Source organism: Bradyrhizobium sp. LA6.8, assembly GCF_040547935.1.
GTDB lineage: Bacteria > Pseudomonadota > Alphaproteobacteria > Rhizobiales > Xanthobacteraceae > Bradyrhizobium > Bradyrhizobium barranii.
The window spans coordinates 932,532-954,975 of sequence record NZ_JBEPQQ010000002.1; the positions used below are offsets into that span (position 1 = coordinate 932,532).

Annotated in this window: 20 protein-coding genes; 11 read left to right on the forward strand and 9 right to left on the reverse strand. The window is 65.0% G+C overall.

Translation table 11 applies throughout. The annotated features are described in order from the left end of the window. Positions 1-4 precede the first annotated feature (4 nt). Positions 5-1,663 carry a CHASE domain-containing protein gene (locus ABIA90_RS11485; protein ID WP_063980982.1) on the forward strand — a complete coding sequence of 553 codons (1,659 nt, stop codon included), beginning with the start codon at positions 5-7 and terminating at the stop codon, positions 1,661-1,663. A gap of 73 nt (positions 1,664-1,736) precedes the next feature. Here the strand turns inward: ABIA90_RS11485 and ABIA90_RS11490 are convergent, their stop codons facing one another. The 5 genes from ABIA90_RS11490 to ABIA90_RS11510 all read right to left on the reverse strand — a co-directional run bounded on the left by ABIA90_RS11490 (position 1,737) and on the right by ABIA90_RS11510 (position 5,953). After that, entirely contained in the window at positions 1,737-2,345 is a 609-nt protein-coding gene (locus ABIA90_RS11490; protein WP_038959396.1) for a TetR/AcrR family transcriptional regulator, read from the reverse strand. A gap of 182 nt (positions 2,346-2,527) precedes the next feature. Next, the gene (locus ABIA90_RS11495) at positions 2,528-3,670 is read right to left on the reverse strand and encodes an OpgC domain-containing protein (RefSeq protein WP_085401871.1); all 1,143 of its coding nucleotides are present in this window, start codon (positions 3,668-3,670) and stop codon (positions 2,528-2,530) included. A gap of 187 nt (positions 3,671-3,857) precedes the next feature. Then, positions 3,858-4,313, reverse strand: a complete 456-nt coding sequence (locus ABIA90_RS11500; RefSeq protein ID WP_166078872.1) for a hypothetical protein — start codon at positions 4,311-4,313, stop codon at positions 3,858-3,860. A 79-nt stretch (positions 4,314-4,392) separates the two neighbouring features. Further along, positions 4,393-4,764, reverse strand: a complete 372-nt coding sequence (locus ABIA90_RS11505; protein WP_071917752.1) for an ElaB/YgaM/YqjD family protein — start codon at positions 4,762-4,764, stop codon at positions 4,393-4,395. Between the two features lie 76 nt (positions 4,765-4,840). Next, positions 4,841-5,953 (reverse strand): AI-2E family transporter, encoded by a 1,113-nt coding sequence (locus tag ABIA90_RS11510; RefSeq protein WP_166078874.1) that lies wholly within the window; start codon positions 5,951-5,953, stop codon positions 4,841-4,843. A gap of 205 nt (positions 5,954-6,158) precedes the next feature. On the opposite strand from ABIA90_RS11510, the gene ABIA90_RS11515 reads away from it, so the two are divergent. Together ABIA90_RS11515 and ABIA90_RS11520 are read left to right on the forward strand one after the other, a co-directional pair. Next, complete coding sequence (locus tag ABIA90_RS11515; RefSeq protein WP_208073125.1) at positions 6,159-6,941, forward strand: L,D-transpeptidase; 783 nt, start codon at positions 6,159-6,161, stop codon at positions 6,939-6,941. A 17-nt stretch (positions 6,942-6,958) separates the two neighbouring features. Beyond that, the gene (locus ABIA90_RS11520; RefSeq protein WP_354119979.1) at positions 6,959-7,612 is read left to right on the forward strand and encodes a DUF2865 domain-containing protein; all 654 of its coding nucleotides are present in this window, start codon (positions 6,959-6,961) and stop codon (positions 7,610-7,612) included. 66 nt (positions 7,613-7,678) lie between these two features. On the opposite strand, the gene ABIA90_RS11525 is transcribed toward ABIA90_RS11520, so the two are convergent. After that, positions 7,679-9,772: a methyl-accepting chemotaxis protein gene (locus ABIA90_RS11525; protein WP_354119980.1), complete on the reverse strand. Its 2,094-nt coding sequence runs from the start codon at positions 9,770-9,772 to the stop codon at positions 7,679-7,681. A gap of 275 nt (positions 9,773-10,047) precedes the next feature. Here ABIA90_RS11525 and ABIA90_RS11530 point away from each other — a divergent pair, with 275 nt between their 5' ends. After that, positions 10,048-10,203, forward strand: a complete 156-nt coding sequence (locus ABIA90_RS11530; RefSeq protein ID WP_011084288.1) for a Thivi_2564 family membrane protein — start codon at positions 10,048-10,050, stop codon at positions 10,201-10,203. Positions 10,204-10,362: 159 nt separating this feature from the next. Here ABIA90_RS11530 and ABIA90_RS11535 read toward each other — a convergent pair whose 3' ends face one another. From ABIA90_RS11535 to cysD, 3 genes are all read right to left on the reverse strand, one after another. After that, positions 10,363-12,528: a malate synthase G gene (locus ABIA90_RS11535; RefSeq protein WP_354119981.1), complete on the reverse strand. Its 2,166-nt coding sequence runs from the start codon at positions 12,526-12,528 to the stop codon at positions 10,363-10,365. A 297-nt stretch (positions 12,529-12,825) separates the two neighbouring features. Further along, entirely contained in the window at positions 12,826-14,742 is a 1,917-nt protein-coding gene (gene cysC, locus ABIA90_RS11540; protein ID WP_354119982.1) for an adenylyl-sulfate kinase, read from the reverse strand. A 20-nt stretch (positions 14,743-14,762) separates the two neighbouring features. Next, positions 14,763-15,557 carry a sulfate adenylyltransferase subunit CysD gene (cysD, locus tag ABIA90_RS11545; protein WP_166079078.1) on the reverse strand — a complete coding sequence of 265 codons (795 nt, stop codon included), beginning with the start codon at positions 15,555-15,557 and terminating at the stop codon, positions 14,763-14,765. Positions 15,558-15,793: 236 nt separating this feature from the next. Here cysD and cysG point away from each other — a divergent pair, with 236 nt between their 5' ends. The 7 genes from cysG (at position 15,794) to cysT (ending at position 22,435) form a co-directional block, all read left to right on the forward strand. Beyond that, entirely contained in the window at positions 15,794-17,218 is a 1,425-nt protein-coding gene (gene cysG / locus ABIA90_RS11550) for a siroheme synthase CysG (protein WP_354119983.1), read from the forward strand. After that, on the forward strand, positions 17,215-17,523 hold the full coding sequence (locus tag ABIA90_RS11555) for a DUF2849 domain-containing protein (RefSeq protein ID WP_071916679.1): 309 nt from the start codon (positions 17,215-17,217) through the stop codon (positions 17,521-17,523). The genes cysG and ABIA90_RS11555 overlap by 4 nt, the downstream gene beginning before the upstream one ends. 30 nt (positions 17,524-17,553) lie before the next feature. Beyond that, positions 17,554-19,209: a nitrite/sulfite reductase gene (locus ABIA90_RS11560; protein ID WP_063980993.1), complete on the forward strand. Its 1,656-nt coding sequence runs from the start codon at positions 17,554-17,556 to the stop codon at positions 19,207-19,209. After that, the gene (locus ABIA90_RS11565) at positions 19,196-19,711 is read left to right on the forward strand and encodes a DUF934 domain-containing protein (protein WP_354119984.1); all 516 of its coding nucleotides are present in this window, start codon (positions 19,196-19,198) and stop codon (positions 19,709-19,711) included. Before ABIA90_RS11560 ends, ABIA90_RS11565 begins: the two co-directional genes overlap by 14 nt. After that, the gene (locus tag ABIA90_RS11570; RefSeq protein WP_208088820.1) at positions 19,708-20,439 is read left to right on the forward strand and encodes a phosphoadenylyl-sulfate reductase; all 732 of its coding nucleotides are present in this window, start codon (positions 19,708-19,710) and stop codon (positions 20,437-20,439) included. Before ABIA90_RS11565 ends, ABIA90_RS11570 begins: the two co-directional genes overlap by 4 nt. 124 nt (positions 20,440-20,563) lie before the next feature. Then, complete coding sequence (locus ABIA90_RS11575; RefSeq protein WP_028148402.1) at positions 20,564-21,565, forward strand: sulfate ABC transporter substrate-binding protein; 1,002 nt, start codon at positions 20,564-20,566, stop codon at positions 21,563-21,565. Positions 21,566-21,598: 33 nt separating this feature from the next. Then, on the forward strand, positions 21,599-22,435 hold the full coding sequence (gene cysT / locus ABIA90_RS11580) for a sulfate ABC transporter permease subunit CysT (protein WP_080584160.1): 837 nt from the start codon (positions 21,599-21,601) through the stop codon (positions 22,433-22,435). Positions 22,436-22,444: the final 9 nt, after the last annotated feature.

Below are 22,444 nucleotides of genomic sequence, written 5' to 3' on the forward strand. Positions count from 1 at the left end.
CGAAGTGGTCCGGCTGGGTTTTATCATCGGTTTCATCGCCCTGCTCGGAGCCCTGCTCTCCGGGCTCGCGGCCTATCGCGTCCACGACCAGGAGCTGGCACTGGACCGGATCGCGCTGGCGCGCGCGATCGACGTCCACGCGAGCCTGGTCCAGGACCGGCTGACCGAGCGCGAGCTGCTCGCGCGTGTCGCCTCAGGCTTGTTCCGTGCGCCGTCGGTCATCAAGCCGAACATGCTGGAGCCGCTGCGCTCGGCCATCTACGCCTTCAAGACCGATTTCGTGGTCGCCGGGTGGGTCGCCCGGCTGAAGCCGAACGAGCTTCTGCCGGCGGAGGACGCGATCGCGAGCGCCGGCTTCCCCAATCCGCAGATTCGCACGTATGACGACAAGCCGATCGATCTTGCGAAGGTCACCCAGCCGATCGACGTGCTGATGGACCTCGAACCGCGCAGCAACGAGACCAAGGCGCTGCCGGGCCGCAGCTACGAGCAGGATCAGGTGCGCAGCGCCATGCTGACGCGTGCGCGTGTCGAGAAGAGGTCGGTCGCCTCGGACCCGGTTCAGTTGCTGCGTGGCGGCGGGCCCATCGGCATCATCGTGGCCGCGCCCGTCATTCCCGAGGGCGCGACCGAGCCGGCCGGCTTCGTCACGTTTTCCTACGAGCTCGCCTCCCTGATGCTGACCAATGACGACATGTCGTTGTTCTCGGTCGCGCTGAAGGATCCGCGCAGGGAAGGTGGCGAGCTCGTTGCCAACGACCAGGGCGTGGTCTCGTCACGCATGACGGCAGCGGACGGGCCGGCGCCGTCGGCGACGCGCACGGTGAGCTTTGGCGGGCGCGACTGGCATCTCGGCTACTACGCCAAGACCAATTCGGCGCGGCGCGCCGAGCAGACGGCGATCATCGTGGCGGCGATCGGTTTTGCCATCACCGCGATGGTGTGCGGCCTGTTCGGCTATGTCGCCTACAACAATCTGCGGCTCAGCCGGGAAATCCAGGTGCGGATCGGCTTCGAGCGCCGGCTGACCGCCGTCATCGACGAGCTCAACCACCGGGTCAAGAACATCCTGGCGGTGATCCAGTCGATCGTGACGCGCACGCTGCGCCACGGCTCGGACATCGACGTTGCGCGTGAACTGCTGATCGGCCGCATCCACGCCATGTCCAACGTGGTCTCGCTGCTCAGCGAGAGCCAGTGGCAGGGCGTCAAGCTGAAGGGCCTGTTCGAGGCGCGCGCCATCCCGCATGCCGATCGTATCGCCGTCACCGGCCCCGACATCGCGGTCAGCGCACGCGCCGCGCAGAGCCTGTCGCTCCTGTTCTTCGAGCTCGCCTCGCACTCCGACGAAGGTCTGTCGCTGGTCGGAAAGCATCCGCACATCACCGCGAATTGGACGGTGACGGGCGAGGGGACCGACGAGGTCTTCCATTTCCGCTGGGAGGAGTTCAACACCAGCGAGGCGACGCGCCGCCCGGATTCCGATTTCGGCCTGATCCTGCTCGACCGTGTCGCGCCCGAAGCGCTCGGCGGCACCGCCAAGCGCTACTTCACCGACGCCTCCTACGTCTATGAATTGACGGCGCCGATGGAGACGGTGGTCGACATGTCCGAGCGCGACCGCACGGACAAGATCTCGGCGCCGGTCAGGCCGGTGCGGTAGAGGTCGCGCTTCAGATTGTTGTTTTGAGCATGATCTTTTCGGAAAACCGCTTCACACTTTTCCGGATCATGCTCTAACCCTTCGGCCGCAGCACCAGGTCGACCAGATTGCGCGCGTAGGCCGGCGTGATCGGTGCAATGCCGAAGACGTAGCGGTAGAACAGGCTGCCATAGATGGCGTCGTAGAGATCCTCGGGCGCTCCCTCCGCCAGGATGCTGCCATCCGTCTGGCCCGCGGCGATCATCTCGACCAGTGCGTCGCGGCGGAATTGCAGGTAGCGGGCATAGAACAGCTCCGCCGAGCCGGTCTTGGAAATGCATTCGGAGACGACGGCGAGCTGCACCTTGCCGAACTCGCCCTGGAGCGCCTCGGCATAGGCCGCGGCATGGCGGCGTGCGCGCGCCGCGGGGCTGCCGGAGCTCGCAGGCGGCAGCGGCAGCATCTGCGCGGCATGATGAAGGAAGGCGTCGATCAGCAGCGCTTCCCGCGACGGCCACCATTTGTAGATCGTCATCTTGGAGACGCTGGAGTGGCGTGCGACGGCGTCGATGGAGGTGGCGGCAAGGCCGGTGGCGGCCATCAGCGCGTAGGCGCTTTCGAGAATGGCGTTGGTGGTCTCGATCGATCGCGGCCGGCCGCGCCGGGGCGCGCTGTCAGCCTCATCACCCCCGCCCTTTGCCATCGCCACGCCCGGTCCCCTCACGCAGAGGCTCCCCGCATAGCGCAGCCACAGGTCTCGGCCTAGCAGAATCGCACGATTATTTGGCTAGAGCATTTTCGAGCGAAGTGGATACCGGTTCGCGTGAAGAAAACGCGTCAAGACAGGAATCTGGAGCTCCGTTCCGATTAGATCGGAACGGAGCTCTAGGCCTGCTGCCGCAGGGCGGCCGGAAGGTCCTGCCGCCTCGACCACGAGATGTAATAGGCCACTGCTGTCATCGCCGCGAAGCCAACGAGGCTTACCGCGATCTGCATCACCACGAGGTTCGGTCCGGTGATCAGGATGAGATGGCCGGCGAAGGACAGGAACACGGCAACGCAGAACACCGCGAGCCATTCCTCGCCGCATGTGATCACCGCCTGAAGCGGCCGCAACTTCAGGCCGGGGTGGTCGGCCGGAATGAGATGGGTCGCGAGGAAGGCGAGCGCGAGGAAATGGATCACGCGATAGGGCGCGAGGTTTTCCTTGTCTGTCGGCGCGATGCTGTTGACGACGAAGTCCGGCAAATAGACGGCCAGCGCGGGCGAATGCCGCATCAAGGTGACCGCCATCGCGAAGATGAGATAGGCACCCGCGAGGATCCGCAGCCAGGACATGCCGTGCAACGCGCGTCCGGAGGCGCCTGTTACGGCGAACCAGCCGCCCAGGACCATCAGCATCTGCCAGCACAGCGGATTGAAGGTCCAGTCCTGGTCCGGATAGACCCGGAAATTCCATTCGAACCAGCGCGCCGCAACGTATAGCGCGACCGATGCCGCCAGCGTCAGGTTCGGCCGCCGCAACAAACCCCATAGCGCAAACGGAAAGAACGCCATCAGCGGGATCATCAGTTGCAGGAGGTCGAGGTTCAGCGGCTCTTCCTGGAGCACGAGGCCGCGGACCAGGATGCGCAGCGGATGATCGAGAATGCCCGAGATGTTGTATTCGTGGATGATCTCCGGCGCCATCGATTGCGAGGCGACATAGGCGATGGTGTCGATATAGATCACGAAGAGCACGACATAGGCAGCGTAGAGCCGCCAGACGCGGCGGAAGATGCGCGTCGCCGCGACGACGTAGCCGCGCTCCAGCGCCATCCTGCCGTGAATGATGGCGACGCCATAACCCACCACGAACACGAAGAGGTCCGCGGCGCCGCTGAAGCCGAAATTTCGCAGCGTCAGGAGATTGACGACGTTGTTCGGGATGTGGTCGACGAACACCGACCAGTTGGCAATGCCGAGCGTCAAATACAATCTGGCATCGTGATGGAATGCGGCGAGGTTCGCCTTGACGGACGGTTTCATCGCGAAAAATGACTTTTGGAATCAGGGCCGCTGCTTTTAGCGGCAACCGCCCGCCTATCCGAGTAGCGTTTGCGTGAGGGGGGCCGGAATTGTCCAATCTGGCGCAAAATTGCGCATGATCGCCGGATGGAATTCCCGCAAGCTCGCCCGTTCTGCCGACGACGAAATTATCTTAGCGCTTCGACCGTTATTCGGCCGGTTCAGCCGAGGCTTCGTCGGATGCGCCCGCACGGCTCGCCATGATTCCGAGGGCGACGCCGCCGATCGCCAGGATCGGCAGCAGCCGCTTGATTCCGATGGCGCGAACGATCTGGAGGCCCGTCGCGAGCAGCATGGGGTCGGCGAGCATGCTCGAAGCGGCCGACTTGGCGGCGCGCTCGGCGGCGATCCGGGCGCGCTTCCGCATCTCCCGCTTGTAGCCCCAATAGCTCCCCGCCGCGGCAAGCGTCAGCAGGAAGAAGATGCTGGCGCCGGCGAGGCAGGCCTGCACCGGTCCGTAGGTCTGAAGGACCGAGATGAAGGCGGCCGCGCAGAGAAAGCCCGTGGTGATGAAGAGGGCGAGTGCCGCGCCCGCGGCGAGCGATGTCAGGCGGACGGTCGCGCCCGTCGATGCGCTGATGCCGTCGATGATGCGCTGTAACATGGCCTTGCTCCTCAGATCCCCGCAAGCCGGCAGCGACGGCGCGACAGCGCCGCCGTAACGTCAAGGTCCTGCGCCCGCGCTAGCGGCGCCAGGCGACGCCGATCAGGAAGCCGATGCCGAGCGCGAGTCCGACGGTCGCGAGCGGCCGCTGCGTGATGGCGTCTTCCAGCGTTTCCTCGATCGAGCCGTAGGCGTCTTGCGCAGCTTCCATCATGGCGCTGCCGCGATCCGACATGTCGTCGACCGCGGAATCCACGCTCTCGCGGGCCTGGCGATAGCCGCGGCGGGCCTGCTTGCTGGTGGAGTTGGCAAAGGTGTTGAGCGCTTCGGTGATCTGATCGGTGAGGGCGGCGATATCGCTTTTCACGGCTGCTACATCCTTCTCGAGGCGTTCTCTGGTGGCTTTGTCGGTCCAGTCTCTCATCCCGGTTTCGCCATTGGTTGACATCAGGAGCTCCAAAGCTGTTGGCGGCTGAGATAGCCGGAAAACGTTTCGTGCCCGGGTAAGTTCCGTTCGGGGAAACCGGTCATGCCTGCGGCAGCTGCGGCGAATTCTCCGGCAGCAGGTGCTCCTTGAGGATCAGCCCGACGATCAGGAGCGGCGACGACAGGAATGCGCCCATCGGTCCCCACAGCCAGGTCCAGAAGGCCAGCGCGATGAAGACGGCAAGCGCGTTCAGGGAAAGCCTGCGCCCGATGATGGTCGGCGTGACGAAGTGCCCTTCCAGGAAGGTGATGCCGCCGAAGGCGAGCCCCGCCATCAGTCCGCCGCCGATGGTCGGGAAGGCGACGAGCCCCACCACGACCAGGATGACGAACATCGCGATCGGTCCGATGATCGGGATGAAGTTGAGCGCCGCCGCAAGCGCGCCGAGCCCGGCCGGATTGGGCATGCCGGTGACGGCGCAGATGATGCCGGTTGCGATGCCCACGCCGACATTGATCAGCGTCACCGTCAAAAGATAGTTGCCGAGATGGACCTCGATCTCGTTGAGGATCCGCAGCGTGCGCAGCCGCGCATCGCGATCGCCGAAATTCATGATCAGCGCCCGCCGCAGGTCGCGCCAACTCGCGATGAACAGGATCAGCGTGGCGAAGAACAGCAGGAATTCGGCGAAGGTCGGCGACAGGAATTCCAGCGTCGGTTGCACCCATTCGGCTTTCGGCAGCGGAAGGCTTGGCAGCCCCTCGGAGCCGCCCACCATCGTCTGCAATTCCTTCCACAGCGCCAGCGGCCGGTCGAAGACGTGCATCTTCTCCTTCAACTGCGCGCCCAATTCCGGCAGGCGCGAGCTCCACTCCATCGCAGGCACAGCAATCAGCGCGACGACGAAGGCGACCACCGTCGTCACCGCGATCACGATCAGCACGGCGCCGAGGGCGCGCGGCACATGCCGCCGCTCGAGAAAGCTGGCGGCCGGCGACAACATGGTGCCAGCGACGACCGCCATCACGACCGGGAGGAAGAATGCCCTGGCGACGTAGAGCACGGCGACCACGGCAATCAGGAACAGACCGGCGAGCGCAAAGGCGACAAACTCGGTGCGGCGGATCACCGGCGGCAGCTCGACATGACTGTCGGGAAGCGGGGCGCCCTCGTTATTGCCGGAAATCAGACGTTCAGTGGGAAGGACGCGCACAATATCTCCTCCCGCACGGAAGCCTCCGCGCGCCCATTGTTGGCAGTAGAACGTCCGGGCGGACGTTCCGGTTCCATCGCGGTTTCGTGAAGTTTTGCTCGCTTGACTGTGACGTCGCCGCCGCAGCGAGCGGGGGAACTTGAGTCGGTCCAGCTGCGTTGTTGGGAAGCCGCATCACCCTGATGCACATCCAACGGGGCAGCACATGACAAGGTTCTCTCCAGTCCGTCGCCGCTTCTCGCTGCGCGCCACCACCGCCATTGCCTTCGCGACAGCATTGCTGACCGTGCCCTTCGCGGCACAGGCCCAGACGCTCGGTTATGCACCGATGCAGCCGCAGGGATATCCGCAGGACCCGAGCTATTCGCGGGGTTATGTCAACGCGGCGCCGCAGGCCGCCGACGAGGATGCCGCGCTGCCCGACCGGCTGCGCAAGCAGATCGTCAGCTTCGACAGGAACGAGCCGGCCGGGACCATCGTCATCGATACCGGCAACACTTACCTCTATTACGTGCTCGGCAATGGCCGCGCGATCCGTTACGGCGTCGGCGTCGGCCGACAAGGTTTCACCTGGGCCGGCGTGCAGAGCGTCAGCCGCAAGGCCGAGTGGCCGGACTGGCATCCGCCGGCCGAGATGATCGCGCGTCAGCCTTATCTGCCGCGCTTCGTCGCCGGCGGTCCCGGCAATCCGCTCGGTGCACGCGCGATGTATCTCGGCTCGAGCGAATACCGCATCCACGGCACCAACGATCCCACCACGATCGGCAAGTTCGTGTCCTCCGGTTGCATTCGCATGACCAACGAGGACGTCACGGACCTGTTCAGCCGCGTCAATGTCGGCGCCAAGGTGGTGGTGCTGCCGAAGAACGCCCCGCTGATGGCCAAGGGATACGACAGGGGCGGCGACCCCATACGCAAGCGTCCGCCGGTGACGACGCTGCCTTCGGGACGGCAGGCGCTGAACATCACGACGTCGGCAGTGAACTGAGAGTTGAGCGAGGTCATATGAAGAGACGTTCGATCGGCAAACTGGCCGGTGGCGCGGCGGCGTGCTTCGCCGTCGCCTCGCTCGGCCTCGCGTTGACGCCGTCGGCGCATGCGGAAGACTTCTTCTCGGCGCTGTTCGGCGGCTTCCGCGCGCGCTCCGCGCCGGAGATCCGCATGCCGTTCCCGACCGATGACATGCCGCGCTACGACACGCCGCGCCAGCGGGCCTCTTATAGCGGCGGCACCGCCTATTGTGTGCGCGGTTGCGATGGCCGCTACTTCCCGGCGCAAGGAAACGACGCCGAAAGCAAGGCGAAATCCTGCAAGAGCTTCTGCCCGACGTCCGAAACCTCGCTGGTCTATGGCAGCAATATCGACGACGCCACGACGGACAAGGGAAAATCCTATTCCGACCTGCCCAACGCGTTCCGCTTCCGCAACGAGATCGTCGCGGGCTGCACGTGCAACGGCAAGGATCCGGTCGGACTTGCCCAGGTCAAGGTCGAGGACGATCCGACCTTGCGCAAGGGTGACATCGTTGCGGGCAGCGATGGCCTGGTGGTCGCCAACCGTAACGCCAACGACCGCCGCGGCGTCGCGATGAATTTTTCGCCGCTGCCGGAATCGGTGCGCGCCAGGTTCCGCCAGGTGCCGGTGGTCGCGAAGGAGTAGGGGGCCCGCCTTCGCGGGGACGACCCTGATCTATAGTGGCTGCTTTCTTCCTAACCAGCAGCAGCTTTAAGCCGCGCGGATCTTCCCCAGGAAGTCGCTGACCTGCTGGCCGAGCTGGCGGCTCTGGGTTTCCAGCGTTTCCGAGGCCTGCTTGACGTTGTCCGCCGCACCGGCGGCAGCATCGGCGTCGGCCTTCACGCCGGTGATGTTGTCGGAGACGTTCCTGGTGCCCTGCGCCGCAAATTGCGTGCTGCGGGTGATCTCCTGGGTCGCCGCGCCCTGCTCCTGTACGGCGGCGGCGATCGCGGTGGCGACCTCGTTCACTTCGCCGATGATGCCGCCGATGGTCTGGATCGCGTTGATGGCGTCGCTCGCCACCCTCTGGATGTCGGCGATCTGCCCGGAGATTTCCTCGGTGGCTTTTGCGGTTTGGCTCGCCAGCGATTTCACCTCGGAGGCGACGACCGCGAAACCGCGCCCGGCTTCGCCCGCACGTGCGGCCTCGATCGTCGCGTTGAGCGCGAGCAGATTGGTCTGCGCCGCGATGGTGTTGATCAGGCCGACGACCTCGCCGATGCGTCCTGCGGACTGCGCCAGCCCTTGCACCGTGCCGTCGGTCTCGCGGGCCTGGTTGACGGCGCGGCTGGCAATGCCTGCGGCGTGCGCCGCCTGCTGGCTGATGTCGTTGATCGAGGCAGAGAGCTCCTCGGCGGCGGCGGCGACGCTGTCGACGCTCATGGAGGCGTCGTTGGAGGCCTTGCCGGCGACCTGGACGCGGTCGTTGGTCTGGCGCGACACCGCGGACAGGTCGCCCGAGGTCTTGCGCATCTCGCCGGACGCTTCGCTCAGTTCGCCGAGCGTCTTGCGCACCGCGCCCTCGAACTCGCCGACATAAGTCTCGACGGCGCGCTGGCGCGCGGCCGCGCCGATATTGCGCTCGCGCTCATGCTCTTCGATCTTGAGCTTCTCGGTCGCCTGCTGCTTGAAGGTTTCCAACGCGCCGGCAAGCGCGCCGATCTCGTCCTGGCGGTCGAGATAGCCGCTGTCGACGGCAAGGTCGCCGCCGGCGACCTTGAGCATGGCGTCGCGGATGGTGTTGAGGGGATGGATGACGCGGCGGCTGACCAGCATGACCGCGCCGACGGCGAGGCCGATGGCAAGCGCCAGGAGTGCAAGCTGCACGATCAGCGCGCGCTGCGCGGTACTGCGCTGCTCCTGCGTGTAGGTCCGGGCGGCGTCGAGCGCGGCTTCGGCCACCGCGACCGCACTGGCCATACGGCCGACCGTGAGCGGGCTCCACTGGTTGGCCGTCAGCTCGGCCTTCTCACCCTTGACCAGGGTGTCCGCGAGACGGTCGCGCAGGGTGAGATATTGCGGCTCGAAATAAGCGGTCTTGGCCGTGGTCATGGCGGATGCGAGCGCGGGCGGCAATTGCATGCCCGAGGTCGACAATTCCAGCGCTTTCCACATCGCGGCCGTACCGCCGACAAATTGGGTATAGTTGTAGCGGCCCTCCGGCGTGATCTTGCCGGCCGCAAGCCCGGTCGAGACGATCAGCGAGGCCTCGCCCGCGGTGTTGCGGAGCAGCCAGGCGCTCTGCTTGATCGACAGCAGCTGGTCGATCACGGCATCCTGGTGGTTGACGGTGGCGGCGAGGACGCCCGAGAGCTTGTCGAGCACGTCGAGCAGCCCCTGCGTCGTCTCCATGTATTCCTTGGTCAGGCCCGCGCGGCGCTGATCCTTGGGCTTGGCCACGTCCTCCCAGAACTGCTTCTGCTCTTCGATCAGCAGTTTGTTGAGGCGCGCGAGTTCCGGAATAAGCGAGCCCGATTGCGGGAAGTCGATGCTCGGCAGCAGCTCGAGCGCGCGGGCCATCGCCGGCATCTGCGCATCGCGCAGCGCGCGCAGATATCTCTCGATCTCGGAATCCATCGGCTCGGTCGCGTTCAGCAGCCGCGACGTGGTCGAGCGGTCGGTGCGCAGATTGTGCATCGCCTTGAACAGATCGGCGGAGGCGTCGGCGATCTGCGAGATGCGGTTGGCGGTCTTGAGGCGGTCCCAGGAGGCGTAGGCGGTGAGCGAGAGTGCAATCACCACACAGACCGAGGTGATGGCGATCACCGCCTTCAGCAGCGCGGACACGGTCAGACGATTCAGCATCGAAGCCCCCCTAAATTCCCATTGCAAAGTTCGTCGAGACGCCCCGGCAACATCAAAAACGGAGGGGCAGGCAGATCGGCAATCGCATGCCGTTTGCGGCGCATCACCCAAACGGTTTCTGCATCTGAAACGAAAAGGGTAAAGTTTTAGGCAGGCCGGCTGATCGTAGAAGTACGTATTTACTAGAAGTTGCAGTGGGTTGCCGTGATGGAACCTGCGCGGGAGATGGGCGTTAGAACACCGTCAGACAATTTGCCTGAAGGGGGGTCCTTGCGATGCTGGTCGGCGTACTCGTCACCTTTCTCGTCGTCATTCTCGTGCTCTATCTCATCAACATGCTGCCCATGGACGGTCGCGCCAAGCAGATCGCGCGCGTGGTCGTCATCATCATCGGCGTGGTGTCGCTGCTGAAATATCTGACGGTGTTCTAGCGGGGCTGGGCGCGTAGCCCGGATGGAACGCAGCGAAATCTGGGGGGCCTGCCCCAAGCAACGCCGGTCCCGGATTGCGCTTCGCTCCATCCGGGCTACGGTCCGAAAACAAAAAAGCCCCGGCGCGAGCCGGGGCTTTGGTGTTTGAATGATCGGGCTTTAGCCCGCAGCCTTGGCCTCGCGGCGGCGGGCGGTGAGGATGTACTCGGTGTAGCCGTTCGGCTGCTCGCGCCCCTTGAAGATCAGGTCGCAGGCGGCCTTGAAGGCGACCCCGTCGAAGGCGGGCGCCATCGGCTTGTAGATCGCGTCGCCCGCGTTCTGCTTGTCGACGACGACGGCCATGCGCTTGAGCGATTCCATCACCTGCGCCTCGGTGATGACACCCTGGTGCAGCCAGTTGGCGAGATGCTGGCTGGAGATGCGCAAGGTGGCGCGGTCTTCCATCAGGCCGACATCGTGGATATCGGGCACCTTGGAGCAGCCGACGCCCTGGTCGATCCAGCGCACGACATAGCCGAGGATGCCCTGGCAGTTGTTGTCGATCTCCTGCTTGACGTCGTCGGGCGCCCAGTTCGACTTCGACACCGGGATGGTGAGGATGTCGGAGAGCTTCGCGCGCGGACCGCCCTTGGTGAGCTCCTGCTGGCGCGCGGTGACGTTGACTTGGTGATAGTGCAGGGCGTGCAGCGTCGCTGCGGTCGGCGAGGGCACCCAGGCGGTGGTGGCGCCGGCCTGCGGATGCGCGAGCTTCTGTTGCAGCATGTCCGCCATCTTGTCGGGCGCGGCCCACATGCCCTTGCCGATCTGGGCATGGCCGGGCAGGCCGTCGATCAGGCCCATGTCGACGTTCCAGTCCTCATAGGCCTTGATCCAGGCCTGCGCCTTCATCTCGTTCTTGCGGATCATCGGGCCCGCTTCCATCGAGGTGTGGATCTCGTCGCCGGTACGGTCGAGGAAGCCGGTGTTGATGAACATGATGCGCTTGGAGGCGCGCTGGATGCAGGCCTTGAGGTTGACGGTGGTACGCCGCTCCTCGTCCATGATGCCGACCTTGAGCGTGTTCTCGGGCAGCGACAGCATCTTCTCGACGCGGTCAAAGATCTCGCAGGTCAGCGACACCTCGTCCGGGCCGTGCATCTTCGGCTTGACGATATAGGCAGATCCGGTGCGGCTGTTCTTGACCTTGGAGTTGCCCTTGATGTCGTGAATGGCAAGAAGCCCGGAGACGGCGGCGTCGAGCAGGCCTTCCGGAACTTCCTCGCCGGCCTCGTCCAGCACCGCGTCGGTGAGCATGTGGTGACCGCAATTGCGCATCAGCAGCAGGCTGCGGCCATGCAGCTTCACTTCGCCCTTGCCGTCCGGCGTCTTGTAGCTGCGGTCACTGTTGAGCGAACGGGTCAGCGTCTTGCCGCCCTTCTCGAAATCGGCCGAGAGCGTGCCGTTCATCAAGCCAAGCGTGTTGCGATAGACCAGCACCTTGTCCTCGGCGTCGACCGCGGCGACCGAGTCCTCCATGTCGAGGATGGTCGACACGGCGGATTCCATGATCATGTCGGCGACGCCGGCCGGGTCGTCCTTGCCGATCGTGCTGCTGCGGTCGATCTTGACCTCGACGTGCAGGCCGTTGTTGGCGAGGAGCACGGCGGACGGCGCTGCCGCATCGCCCTGGAAGCCGGCGAACTGCGCGGCGTTCTTCAGCGCCGTGGCATTGCCGCTCTTCAGCTTCACCGCGAGTTGGCCCGCGACGACGCTATAGGCGGTGACGTCGGTGTGGCTGCCGGTTGCGAGCGGCGCCGCAGCATCGAGGAACGCCTTGGCCTTGGCGATCACCTTGTCACCGCGCGCCTTGTTGTAACCCTTGCCGCTCTCGGAAGGATCGTGCGGAATCGCGTCGGTGCCGTAGAAGGCGTCGTAGAGCGAGCCCCAGCGCGCATTCGCCGCGTTCAGCGCGTAGCGCGCATTGGTGAGAGGCACGACGAGCTGCGGGCCGCAGATCTTGCCGATCTCTTCGTCCACATTGGCGGTCTCGACCTTCTGTGTCGCCGGCTCGGGGACGAGATAGCCGATCTCCTTCAGGAAGGCGGTATAGGCGTCGAGGTCGAACGCCTTGCCCTTGTTGGCGCGGTGCCAGTCGTCGATCTTGGCCTGCAGCGTGTCGCGCACGGCCAGCAGCGCGCGGTTCTTCGGCCCCAGCTCCTTGATGATGGCGGCGACCCCGGCCCAGAACGCATCCGGCGCGATCCCCGTTTTCGGGGCCGCTTCCTTGGCGATGAAGTCAAACAGGACGGGAGCGATCTTCAATCCGTGGGCGTCGACGCGTTTCATGATGGGCTTTCTTGTTGGAAATGGCTGTTTTTTGGCTGCTTTTGACCCGACAGCAGCAAAATGCGCCCATAAGGGGCAGCTTTCAGGGCCTATTAGCCCCAAAATCGGGGCCGTGAGAAGGCCTCCAAAAGTTGTCAAAATGTCAAGGCGATGTGGGCAGCCCGACGCACCGGTGTCATTCCCCGCGAAGGCGGGGAATCCAGTACGCCGCGGCTTCTCCGTGACCCAACGCTGTCTCTGGAATACTGGGTCGCCCGGTCAAGCCGGGCGACGACAGCCGGGGAAAATAGGACGGCCTCAAATATTCGCGGCGAGGTCCACGAGTTCGTCGAACAGCACGCCGGTGGTCTTCAGCATCCGTTCGATCTCGTCCGCGGCATCCGCAACCGTGCGGGCCGACGTGTCGATCACGAGCTCGGCAGCCTCGGGTCGCTCGTAGTCGTTGCCGATGCCGGTGAACGACGCGAGCGCGCCGGCGCGGGCCTTCTTGTAATGGCCCTTGGGATCGCGATCCTCGCAGACCTCTGCCGGCGTCGCGACATGGATCTCGCGGAACGCGGTGTCGGCGATGCGGCGCGCGGTCGCGCGGTCCTCGCGGGCCGGCGAGACGGCGGCGACGATCGCGATGTGGCCGTTGCGGGCGAGATGGGTCGCGACCTCGGCGAGGCGGCGGATGTTCTCGCTGCGGTCGGCGGCGGAGAAGCCGAGATCGTTGTTGAGCCCGGCGCGCAGCGTGTCGCCGTCGAGCAGGATCGGCGAGCCGCCATTGGTGAACAGCCGACGTTCCAGCGCCTTCGCCAGCGTCGACTTGCCGGACGCCGGCAGGCCGGTGAGCCAGACCACGGCGCCGTTGTGGCGGTAGCGCGCGGAGCGTTCGTCGGGCCGCAGCGCCGATTCCACCGGCACGATGTCGACCGGCACGGCGCGCTGGCCGGCATCGACCGACAGCACGAGACCACCGCCGGCGATGCGCCCCGAGACTTCGATCACGAGACGGCCGGTGCGCGGATTCTCGGTGTAGGGATCGGCGGCAATCGGGCTCGAAAGGGAAATGTCGATCTCGCCGACATGGTTGCGGCCGATCGCCTTGTTCTCGACGCTCGACAGCTCGCCGGGATCGACCGCCTTCTCGATGGCGACGACGGTGGCGCGGCTTTCCTTCGGGCCGCAGCGGACCAGGAGCTGGTCGCCCTTGGCGAGCGGCTTGTCGTGCAGCCAGAAGATGCGCGCGCGCAGACGGCGCGTCTCGCGCGGCGCGGAGCCGACATGCGCGACGATGTCGCCGCGCTCGATGAACAATTCGCGGTCGAGCGTGATGCCGACCGAGCGGCCCGCGCCCTGCCGTCCTGCGACCGGCGTTACCGGCCAGCTTTCGACGGTCTTGATCTTCGCGATCTTGCCGGCCGGCATGATCACGATCTCGTCGCCGGCAATGAGGCTGCCGGATTCGATGCGGCCCGCCACGATGCGGCGGTCGTCGAACTTGTAGATCGCCTGCACCGGCAAGCGCAGGGCGAGGGCTTCCAGCGGACGCGCCGGCTCGAGCTGGTCCAGCGCCTCGACCACGGTCGGACCCTTGTACCAGCCGATGCGGTCGGTGCGCTCCGCGACGCCGTCGCCGTCGCGGGCCGAGATCGGGATCACCGCCGTCGGCGTCACGCCGAGGCCCTGCAAATGCGCCGAGATCTCGTCGCTGATTTCCTTGAAGCGATCCGCGGAGAAATCGACGCGGTCCATCTTGTTGACGACGATCGCGACCTGCTTCACGCCGAGCAGGTGCAGGAGATAGCCGTGCCGACGGGTCTGGTCACGCACGCCTTCGAGCGCGTCGATGATCAGCACGGCGCCGTCGGCCTGCGAGGCGCCGGTGATCATGTTGCGCAGGAATTCGGCATGGCCGGGCGCGTCGATCAGCACGATGTCGCGCGAATTGGTGCGGAAGCGGATCTGCGTGGTGTCGATGGTGATGCCCTGGTCGCGCTCGGTCTGGAGCGCGTCGAGCAGGAACGACCATTCGAACGGCATGCCGCGCCGCGCGCTGACGGCTTTCAGCATCTCGAGCTTGCCGTCGGGCAGGCTGCCGGTCTCGTGCAGCAGGCGGCCGACCAGCGTCGACTTGCCGTGGTCGACATGGCCGACGATGACGATGCGGACCTGCGGACGCGTGGTGCCGTTCGGAGTGGCGGGCGAAGCGGGGGTGACGATCATGTTCATAGCCGCGTTGCGTCCTTGAATCAGAGATAGCCGGCGACGCGCAGACGCTCGAAGGCGTCTTCGGTCTCGTGGTCGAGCGCACGGCCGGCGCGCTCCGGCACCTTGGTCTGCTCGAGCTCGGCCAGGATCTCGTCGATGTTCGACGCGGTCGACGCGACCGGATTGGTGATGTCCTGATCGCCCAGCGAGCGATAGCGCTTGCCGTCCTTGGCGAGATACAGCGGGATGATCGGAATGTTCTCGCGCTTGGTGTAGGCCCAGATGTCGGCCTCGGTCCAATGCAGGATCGGATGGATGCGCAAATGCGCGCCTTGCGGCGGCGACGCATTGAAATGATCCCAGAACTCCGGCGGCTGGTCGCGGACGTCCCAATTGCCTTCGAGCCCGCGCGGCGAGAACACGCGCTCCTTGGCGCGGGTTGCTTCCTCGTCACGGCGGATGCCGGCGATCAGGCCGTCAAAACCATATTTGCCGAGTGCCATCTTGAGGCCTTCGGTCTTGCGCGCGGCGGAACGGGCGGCCGGCGGCAGCGTTGGATCGACGGCATCGATCGGCGGGCAGGGCTCGACGCGCAAATCGAGATCCCACTCCTTCCCGTAATGGTCGCGGAAGCGATACATCTCCGGAAACTTCTTGCCCGTATCGACGTGGAGGGCGGGGAACGGCAGCCGGCCGAAGAACGCCTTGCGCGCCAGCCAGATCATGACGTTGGAGTCCTTGCCGAGCGACCACAGCAGGGCGATCTTCTTCAGGCGGCCAAAGGCCTCGCGAAAAATGTAGATGCTCTGCGCCTCGAGCTGGTCCAAATGGTCCATGCTGGGGGCGGTCAGCCCGACGGGAATTTGCTCGGAAACGGGAGCCCGGAAGTCCCGTCCATCTGCACCGGAATCGGTCCTGAGAAGATGCATCTCTGCCACTTTGCGTTTGGAGGCGAATTTTCTATAGTTGCGGTGCAGAAGAGAAGAAAAAATTTTCTCTTTGCGCGCTCGAAACGACACATATATAGAAAATAATTCCAGTCAACCCCGGATGTGGGGGAAGCGAGTATCGCATGCGGTTCTTGCCGGTGTTCCTCGATCTCAAGGCCGGTCCGGTGGTCCTCATCGGCGCGGGTGAGCTTTTGCGCGCCAAGCTGCGCGTGCTCGCCGCTGCCGGTGCGCGCATCCGCGTGCATGCGATCGACGGCAATCAGGACCTGAGCCTCAGCTCCCAAGACGCTGCGCGGATCGAAATCGCGACGGACGATCCCCTCACCGCCGATCTCTCGGGCGTCATTGCCATCGTTTGCGCCGGCGCGGGCGATGTCGGCGTGGCCATGTCGGTCCGCGCCAAGGCGCTCGGCCTGCCCGTCAACGTCATGGACGATCTCGAACATTCCAGCTTCATCTTCCCGGCGATCGTCGATCGCGGCGACGTCGTGGTCGCGGTCGGCACCGGCGGCACCTCGCCGGTGGTGGCGCGGCGCGTGCGCGAGAAGATCGAGGCGCTGCTGCCGGCCCGCATCGGCGAGCTCGCCGAGTTCATCGGCTGCTTCCGCAAATCCATCAACGGGCGCATCGCCGAGTTTCCGCTGCGCCGCCGCTTCTGGGAGCGCGTCATCGACGGTCCGATCGGCGCGTCCGTGCTCGCGGGCCGCAAAAGCGAGGCCGACGCCGCGATCAAGGCGATCTCCGATCCGTCCGCGTTCGCGCGTGCCGACAAGCCGGAAGGCTCCGTCGCGCTGGTCGGCGCCGGGCCCGGCGATCCCGACCTTCTCACCATCAAGGCGCTGCGCGCGCTCCAGGATGCCGACATCGTCTTTCATGACGAACTGGTCTCGGGCGAAATTCTCGACCGCATCCGCCGCGACACCACGCGCGTTCCGGTCGGCCGCCGCGTCGGCAAGCCTGGCATCGGCCAGGACGCCATCAACAAGCGCATGATCGAGGCCGCGCAATCCGGCCAGCGCGTGGTGCGGCTGAAGGGCGGCGACCCCTTCGTGTTCGGCCGCGGCGGCGAAGAGGTCGAAGCGCTGCGCGCGGCCGGCGTCGCCTATTCGATCATTCCCGGCATCACCGCCGGGCTCGGCGGCGCCGCCGATTTCGAGGTGCCGCTCACCTATCGTCATGAGGCGACCCGCATCACCTTCCTCACCGCGCACAAGGCGCGCGATGCCGAGAACGTGGACTGGTCGACGCTGACCGACACCAAAATGACCGTCGTGGTCTACATGGGCATGACCGCTGCCCCCGCGATCCGCGAAGGCTTGTTCGCGGCCGGCCGTTCGCCGGAGACGCCGGTCGGCGTGTTCGCCCGCGTCACGCGGCCGGATGCACAAGGCGCGATCGGCACGCTGCGCGACCTGCCCGAGCTCGTGCGGCGGACCCATGGCGGTCCCGCCATCCTCATCATCGGCGACGTGGTCCGGCATGCCGGCTCGCTTCGCCGCGAAACACCCAAACAAATCATCTCTGACCTCCTGGATGCTGCCGAATGACCTCTCCCTTGCAAAAGAAACTTAAAATCAGCGATTCCTCCGTCGTGACCGCTAACCGTACCTGGGATGGCGTCGTCGTCTACCGCACCGCTGCCAAGGGCTGGTCGGCTGACCTCGCAGACGCCGCGATCGTGCGAAACTCCGATGAGGCGAAAGCGTTGCTCGCCGAGGCCGTGGCCGATGACGTCGGCGCGATTGGTCCCTATATCGCTCCGGTCCAGATCGGCGAGGACGGCAAGATCGTGCCCGGAAATCTGCGCGAGCAGATCCGCCGCGATGGCGTGACCATCGACTTGCCGGTTTAATCGCAGGTCGGGCTGTAAGGCACTTTAATCATGTACGCTTACGACGAAATCGATCGCACGCTGGTCAACGAGCGCGTCTCGGAATTCCGCGACCAGGTGCAACGCCGTCTCTCGGGCGAGTTGACCGAGGACGAATTCAAGATGCTGCGCTTGCAGAACGGCGTCTATCTGCAACTGCACGCCTACATGTTCCGCGTCGCGATTCCCTACGGAACGCTGGCGTCGAACCAGTTGCGGCAGCTTGCCCATGTCGCGCGCAAATATGACCGCGGCTACGGCCATTTCACCACGCGCCAGAACATCCAGTTCAACTGGATCAAGCTTTCGGACCTGCCGGATGCGCTGGCCGATCTTGCCGAGGTCGGCATCCACGCGATGCAGACCTCCGGCAACAACATGCGCAACGTCACCTCGGATCAGTGGGCCGGCGTCGCGCCGGGCGAGATCGAGGATCCCCGGATCTGGTCGGAGCTGATCCGCCAGCACACTACGCTGCATCCGGAATTCTCGTTCCTGCCGCGCAAGTTCAAGATCGCGATCACCGCGTCGGATCACGACCGCGCTGCGATCAAGGTCCACGACATCGGCCTGCGGCTGATCAAGAACGAGAAGGGCGAAACCGGCTTCGAGGTGCTGGTCGGCGGCGGTCTCGGCCGCACGCCGTTCATCGGCAAGACCATCAAGCACTTCGTCCACGGCCGCGATCTCCTGAGCTATATCGAGGCGATCCTGCGCGTCTACAACCAGTACGGACGCCGCGACAATATCTACAAGGCGCGCATCAAGATCCTGGTGCACGAGCTCGGCATCGAGAAGTTCTCCCGCGAGGTCGAGGAGGAGTGGCAGCATATCCGCAACTCCTCGCTTCAGATCGACGACGAGGTGATCGAGGACATCCGCTCGCGCTTCATCTATCCGGCTTATGAGAAGCTGCCGCACATGCCGGACGAGCTGCGCCAGGCCGCGGCCGATCCCGATTTCGAGGCGTGGCGCAAGAACTCGGTCGCCGCGCACAAGAACCCGGGCTACTCCATCGTCACGATCTCGCTGAAGCCGATCGGCGCGCCTCCGGGCGATGCCACCGCCGAGCAGATGGATGCGCTGGCCGATCTCGCCGACAAATATTCCTTCGGCGAGATCCGCGTCGGTCATGAGCAGAATTTGGCGCTGCCGCATGTTGCCAAGCGCGACCTGCCGGCGCTGTGGAAGGCGCTCGACAAGCTTGGGCTGGCGACGCCGAACGTCAACCTGATCACCGACATCATCGCCTGCCCGGGGCTCGACTATTGCTCGTTGGCCAATGCGCGCTCGATCCCGATCGCGCAGGAGCTGACGCGGCGCTTTGCCAACCATGAGCTCGCCAATCTGATCGGGCGGCTGCATATCAACATCTCCGGCTGCATCAATGCCTGCGGCCATCATCATGTTGGCCATATCGGCATTCTCGGTGTCGAGAAGAACGGCGAGGAGGTCTACCAGATCACCATCGGCGGCCGTGCCGACGAGAGCGCCGCGCTTGGCAATCTGATCGGCCCCGGCGTCAAGTTTGACGAGGTCGCTGACGTCGTCGAGGACATCGTGGAAGCCTATCTGGCGCTGCGCGAGCGGCCGGAGGAGCTGTTCGTCGACACGGTGAAGCGCCTCGGCGTCGAACCCTTCAAGGAGCGCGTCTATGCCACTCGTTAACGGCGGAAAAATCGCCGACGACAGCTTCGTCAAGCTTGCCGTCGACACGCCGCTGCCCGAGGGCGGCGACATCCTGGTGCCGGCCGAGCGCTTCCTCAGCGATGCGGACGCGCTGCTCAAGCGTGGCGGCAAGGTCGGCGTGATCTGGCCGAACAATCGCGATATCGCCGAGCTCGTGCCCTATCTCGGCAAGATCGCCGTCGTCGCATTGGTGTTCCCGAGCTTCCGCGATGGCCGCGCCTACAGCCAGGCGCGCCTGCTGCGCGAGCGCTATGATTATCGCGGCGATTTGCGTGCCACCGGCCAGGTGCTGCGCGATCAGTTCGTGTTCATGCTGCGTGCCGGCTTCGATTCCTTCGAGGTCAAGAAGCAGGCCGACGCGGAAGCCTTCATGCAGACCGCGAAGCGCTATTCGGTGTTCTATCAGCCGACCGGCGACGGCCGCATCACCGCGCTGCACCGGCGGATGCAGCTGCGTCACTCCGAAGGTGTCGGCACGTGAACGCAATCGCGCCCCAGGTCGCTTCGGTGTCCGCGTCTGCGCTGCCCTCGGCGGAGGAGCTCGATCGTGCGCTGCGCGATGCTTCGCCCGCGGAGGTCATCGCCGCGGCGTTGCAGGCGGTCGGGCGCGAGAAGCTTGCGCTGGTGTCGTCCTTCGGCACGGAATCGGCGACGCTGCTGAAGGTCATGGCCGACGTCGATCCGGCGATCCCCGTGATCTTCCTCGACACTGGCTGGCTGTTCGAGGAAACGCTGGCCTATCGCGACACGCTGATCGCGGAACTCGGCTTGAAGGACGTCCGCTCGATCAGGCCTGCCGAGGAGACACTGTCGCGCGAAGATCCCGACCGCGACCTCTGGTTCTCCGATCCAGACGCCTGCTGCCGCATCCGCAAGGTCGAGCCGCTGGCGCGTGCACTGAAGCCGTTTGATGCCTGGCTCAATGGCCGCAAGCGCTTTCAGGGCAATGCGCGCACCGACATTCCGGTGGTCGAGGATGATGGCGCGCGGTTGAAGTTCAACCCCTTCGCCAATGTCTCGCGCGAGGAACTCGAAGCCATTTTCGTCCGCGCCAAATTGCCGCGTCATCCGCTGGTGGAGTCCGGTTTCCTGTCGGTTGGGTGTATGCCTTGCACCAGCAGAACGGCCGAGGGCGAGGATGCACGCGCCGGTCGCTGGCGCGGCCGAGCCAAGACAGAATGCGGCATCCACACGATGAAGACTTCGTAGCACAGTCGAGCTGTCCGGCTACGAACAAGAAAATCCGGTTCCGTTGACTTGAGAGCGTTTCGCCCCGAGTTATGCCCGCGTGCCATCGATGACGATGACGTCGTCGAGGTAAATGGAGATGGACATGATGCGCCGTATCGTTCCGCTCGCGGCAGGGCTGCTCTTGACTGGATTGTTGGCAAGCTCGGCTCTCGCCGCTGACATCAATCTCTTGAACGTGTCGTACGATCCGACGCGTGAGCTCTATGCCGAGTTCAACAAGGCGTTCGCGAATGCCTATCAGAAGGAAACCGGCAAGAGCGTCGAGATCAAGCAGTCGCATGGCGGCAGCGGCTCGCAGGCGCGTGCCGTGATCGACGGATTGCAGGCCGATGTGGTGACGCTCGCGCTTGCCTATGACATCGACGCCGTCGCGAACAAGGGCCTCACCGCGACCGACTGGCAGAAGCGTCTGCCGCAGAATTCATCGCCCTATACCTCGACCATCGTGTTTCTGGTGCGCAAGGGCAATCCGAAGGGCATCAAGGACTGGGACGATCTGCTCAAGACCGGTGTCTCGGTGATCACGCCGAACCCGAAGACCTCCGGCGGGGCGCGCTGGAATTATCTCGCTGCCTGGGGCTTTGCCCAAAAGAAATACGGCTCGGCCGACAAGGCCAAGGACTTCATCGGAAAGCTCTACCAGCAGGTGCCGGTGCTCGACACCGGTGCGCGCGGCGCCACCGTGACCTTCGTGGAGCGCGGCGTCGGCGACGTGCTGCTGGCCTGGGAGAACGAGGCCTATCTCGCCCTGAAGGAGTTTGGTGCGCAGAAGTTCGAGATCGTGGCGCCGCCGCAATCGATCCTCGCCGAGCCGCCGGTCGCGATCGTCGACAAGGTTGCCGATAAAAAAGGCACCCGCAACGCGGCCGATGCCTACCTCCAGTATTGGTATACCAAGGAAGGTCAAGAAATCGCCGCGCGCAATTTCTACCGTCCGCGCGACGCCGAGATTGCCAAGAAGTACGAAAACTCCTTCGCCAAGGTCGAACTGTTCACGATCGACGACGTTTTCGGCGGCTGGACCAAGGCGCAGAAGGAACATTTTGCCGACGGCGGCGTCTTTGATCAGATCTACAAGAACTGATCGGGCGCCGTCTTAGGAGTAGCAGGGGGCCTGGTGAGCGCAGTTGCAGCACGACGACGGACATTGCCGGGCTTCGGTCTCACGATGGGACTGACGCTTTCCTGGCTCTCCATCATCATCCTGATTCCGCTTGCCGGGCTGTTCCTGAAATCGCTGGAGCTGAGCCCCGAGCAATTCTGGAACATCCTGTCCAGCCGCCGCACCCTCAACGCCTTGCGCGTCTCCTTCGGCCTCGCCTTTGCGGCGGCCTGCGTCAATCTCGTCATGGGCAGCATCATCGTCTGGGCGCTGGTGCGTTACCGCTTCCCCGGACGCCGGCTGTTCGATGCCATCGTCGACGTGCCGTTCGCGCTGCCGACCGCGGTCGCCGGCGTCGCGCTGACCGCGCTGTTTGCCGAGAAGGGCTGGCTGGGTGCGCCGCTCGCCGCGCTCGGCATCAAGGTGGCGTTCACGCCGATCGGCATCTTCGTCGCCATGATCTTCATCGGCATCCCCTTCGTGGTGCGCACCGTGCAGCCGGTGCTCCAGGACCTCGACCCCGAGATCGAGGAGGCCGCGGGCAGCCTCGGCGCCAGCCGCTGGCAGACCATCATCCGCGTGATCCTGCCCTCGCTCGGACCGGCGCTGCTCACCGGCCTCGCGCTCGCCTTCGCCCGCGCGGTCGGCGAATACGGCTCGGTGATCTTCATCGCCGGCAATCTGCCTAATGTCTCCGAGATCGCACCGCTCCTGATCGTGATCCGGCTGTCCGAGTTCCGTTATGCCGACGCGACCGCGATCGCCGTGGTCATGCTCGTCGTCTCCTTCGTCATCATCTTCGCCGTCAACCGGCTCCAGCGCTGGGCGCAGAGCCGGATCCCGGCGCGCTGAGGGCAGATC

Bases quoted from the DNA above. Each gene is read 5' to 3' on its own strand.
- ABIA90_RS11490 (WP_038959396.1), bottom strand. From the start codon at position 2,345: ATGGCAAAGGGCGGGGGTGATGAGGCTGACAGCGCGCCCCGGCGCGGC.
- ABIA90_RS11495 (WP_085401871.1), bottom strand. From the start codon at position 3,670: ATGAAACCGTCCGTCAAGGCGAACCTCGCCGCATTCCATCACGATGCC.
- ABIA90_RS11500 (WP_166078872.1), bottom strand. From the start codon at position 4,313: ATGTTACAGCGCATCATCGACGGCATCAGCGCATCGACGGGCGCGACC.
- ABIA90_RS11515 (WP_208073125.1), top strand. From the start codon at position 6,159: ATGACAAGGTTCTCTCCAGTCCGTCGCCGCTTCTCGCTGCGCGCCACC.
- ABIA90_RS11520 (WP_354119979.1), top strand. From the start codon at position 6,959: ATGAAGAGACGTTCGATCGGCAAACTGGCCGGTGGCGCGGCGGCGTGC.
- ABIA90_RS11525 (WP_354119980.1), bottom strand. From the start codon at position 9,772: ATGCTGAATCGTCTGACCGTGTCCGCGCTGCTGAAGGCGGTGATCGCC.
- ABIA90_RS11530 (WP_011084288.1), top strand. From the start codon at position 10,048: ATGCTGGTCGGCGTACTCGTCACCTTTCTCGTCGTCATTCTCGTGCTC.
- ABIA90_RS11535 (WP_354119981.1), bottom strand. From the start codon at position 12,528: ATGAAACGCGTCGACGCCCACGGATTGAAGATCGCTCCCGTCCTGTTT.
- cysC (WP_354119982.1), bottom strand. From the start codon at position 14,742: ATGAACATGATCGTCACCCCCGCTTCGCCCGCCACTCCGAACGGCACC.
- cysD (WP_166079078.1), bottom strand. From the start codon at position 15,557: ATGGACCATTTGGACCAGCTCGAGGCGCAGAGCATCTACATTTTTCGC.
- cysG (WP_354119983.1), top strand. From the start codon at position 15,794: ATGCGGTTCTTGCCGGTGTTCCTCGATCTCAAGGCCGGTCCGGTGGTC.
- ABIA90_RS11555 (WP_071916679.1), top strand. From the start codon at position 17,215: ATGACCTCTCCCTTGCAAAAGAAACTTAAAATCAGCGATTCCTCCGTC.
- ABIA90_RS11560 (WP_063980993.1), top strand. From the start codon at position 17,554: ATGTACGCTTACGACGAAATCGATCGCACGCTGGTCAACGAGCGCGTC.
- ABIA90_RS11565 (WP_354119984.1), top strand. From the start codon at position 19,196: ATGCCACTCGTTAACGGCGGAAAAATCGCCGACGACAGCTTCGTCAAG.
- ABIA90_RS11575 (WP_028148402.1), top strand. From the start codon at position 20,564: ATGATGCGCCGTATCGTTCCGCTCGCGGCAGGGCTGCTCTTGACTGGA.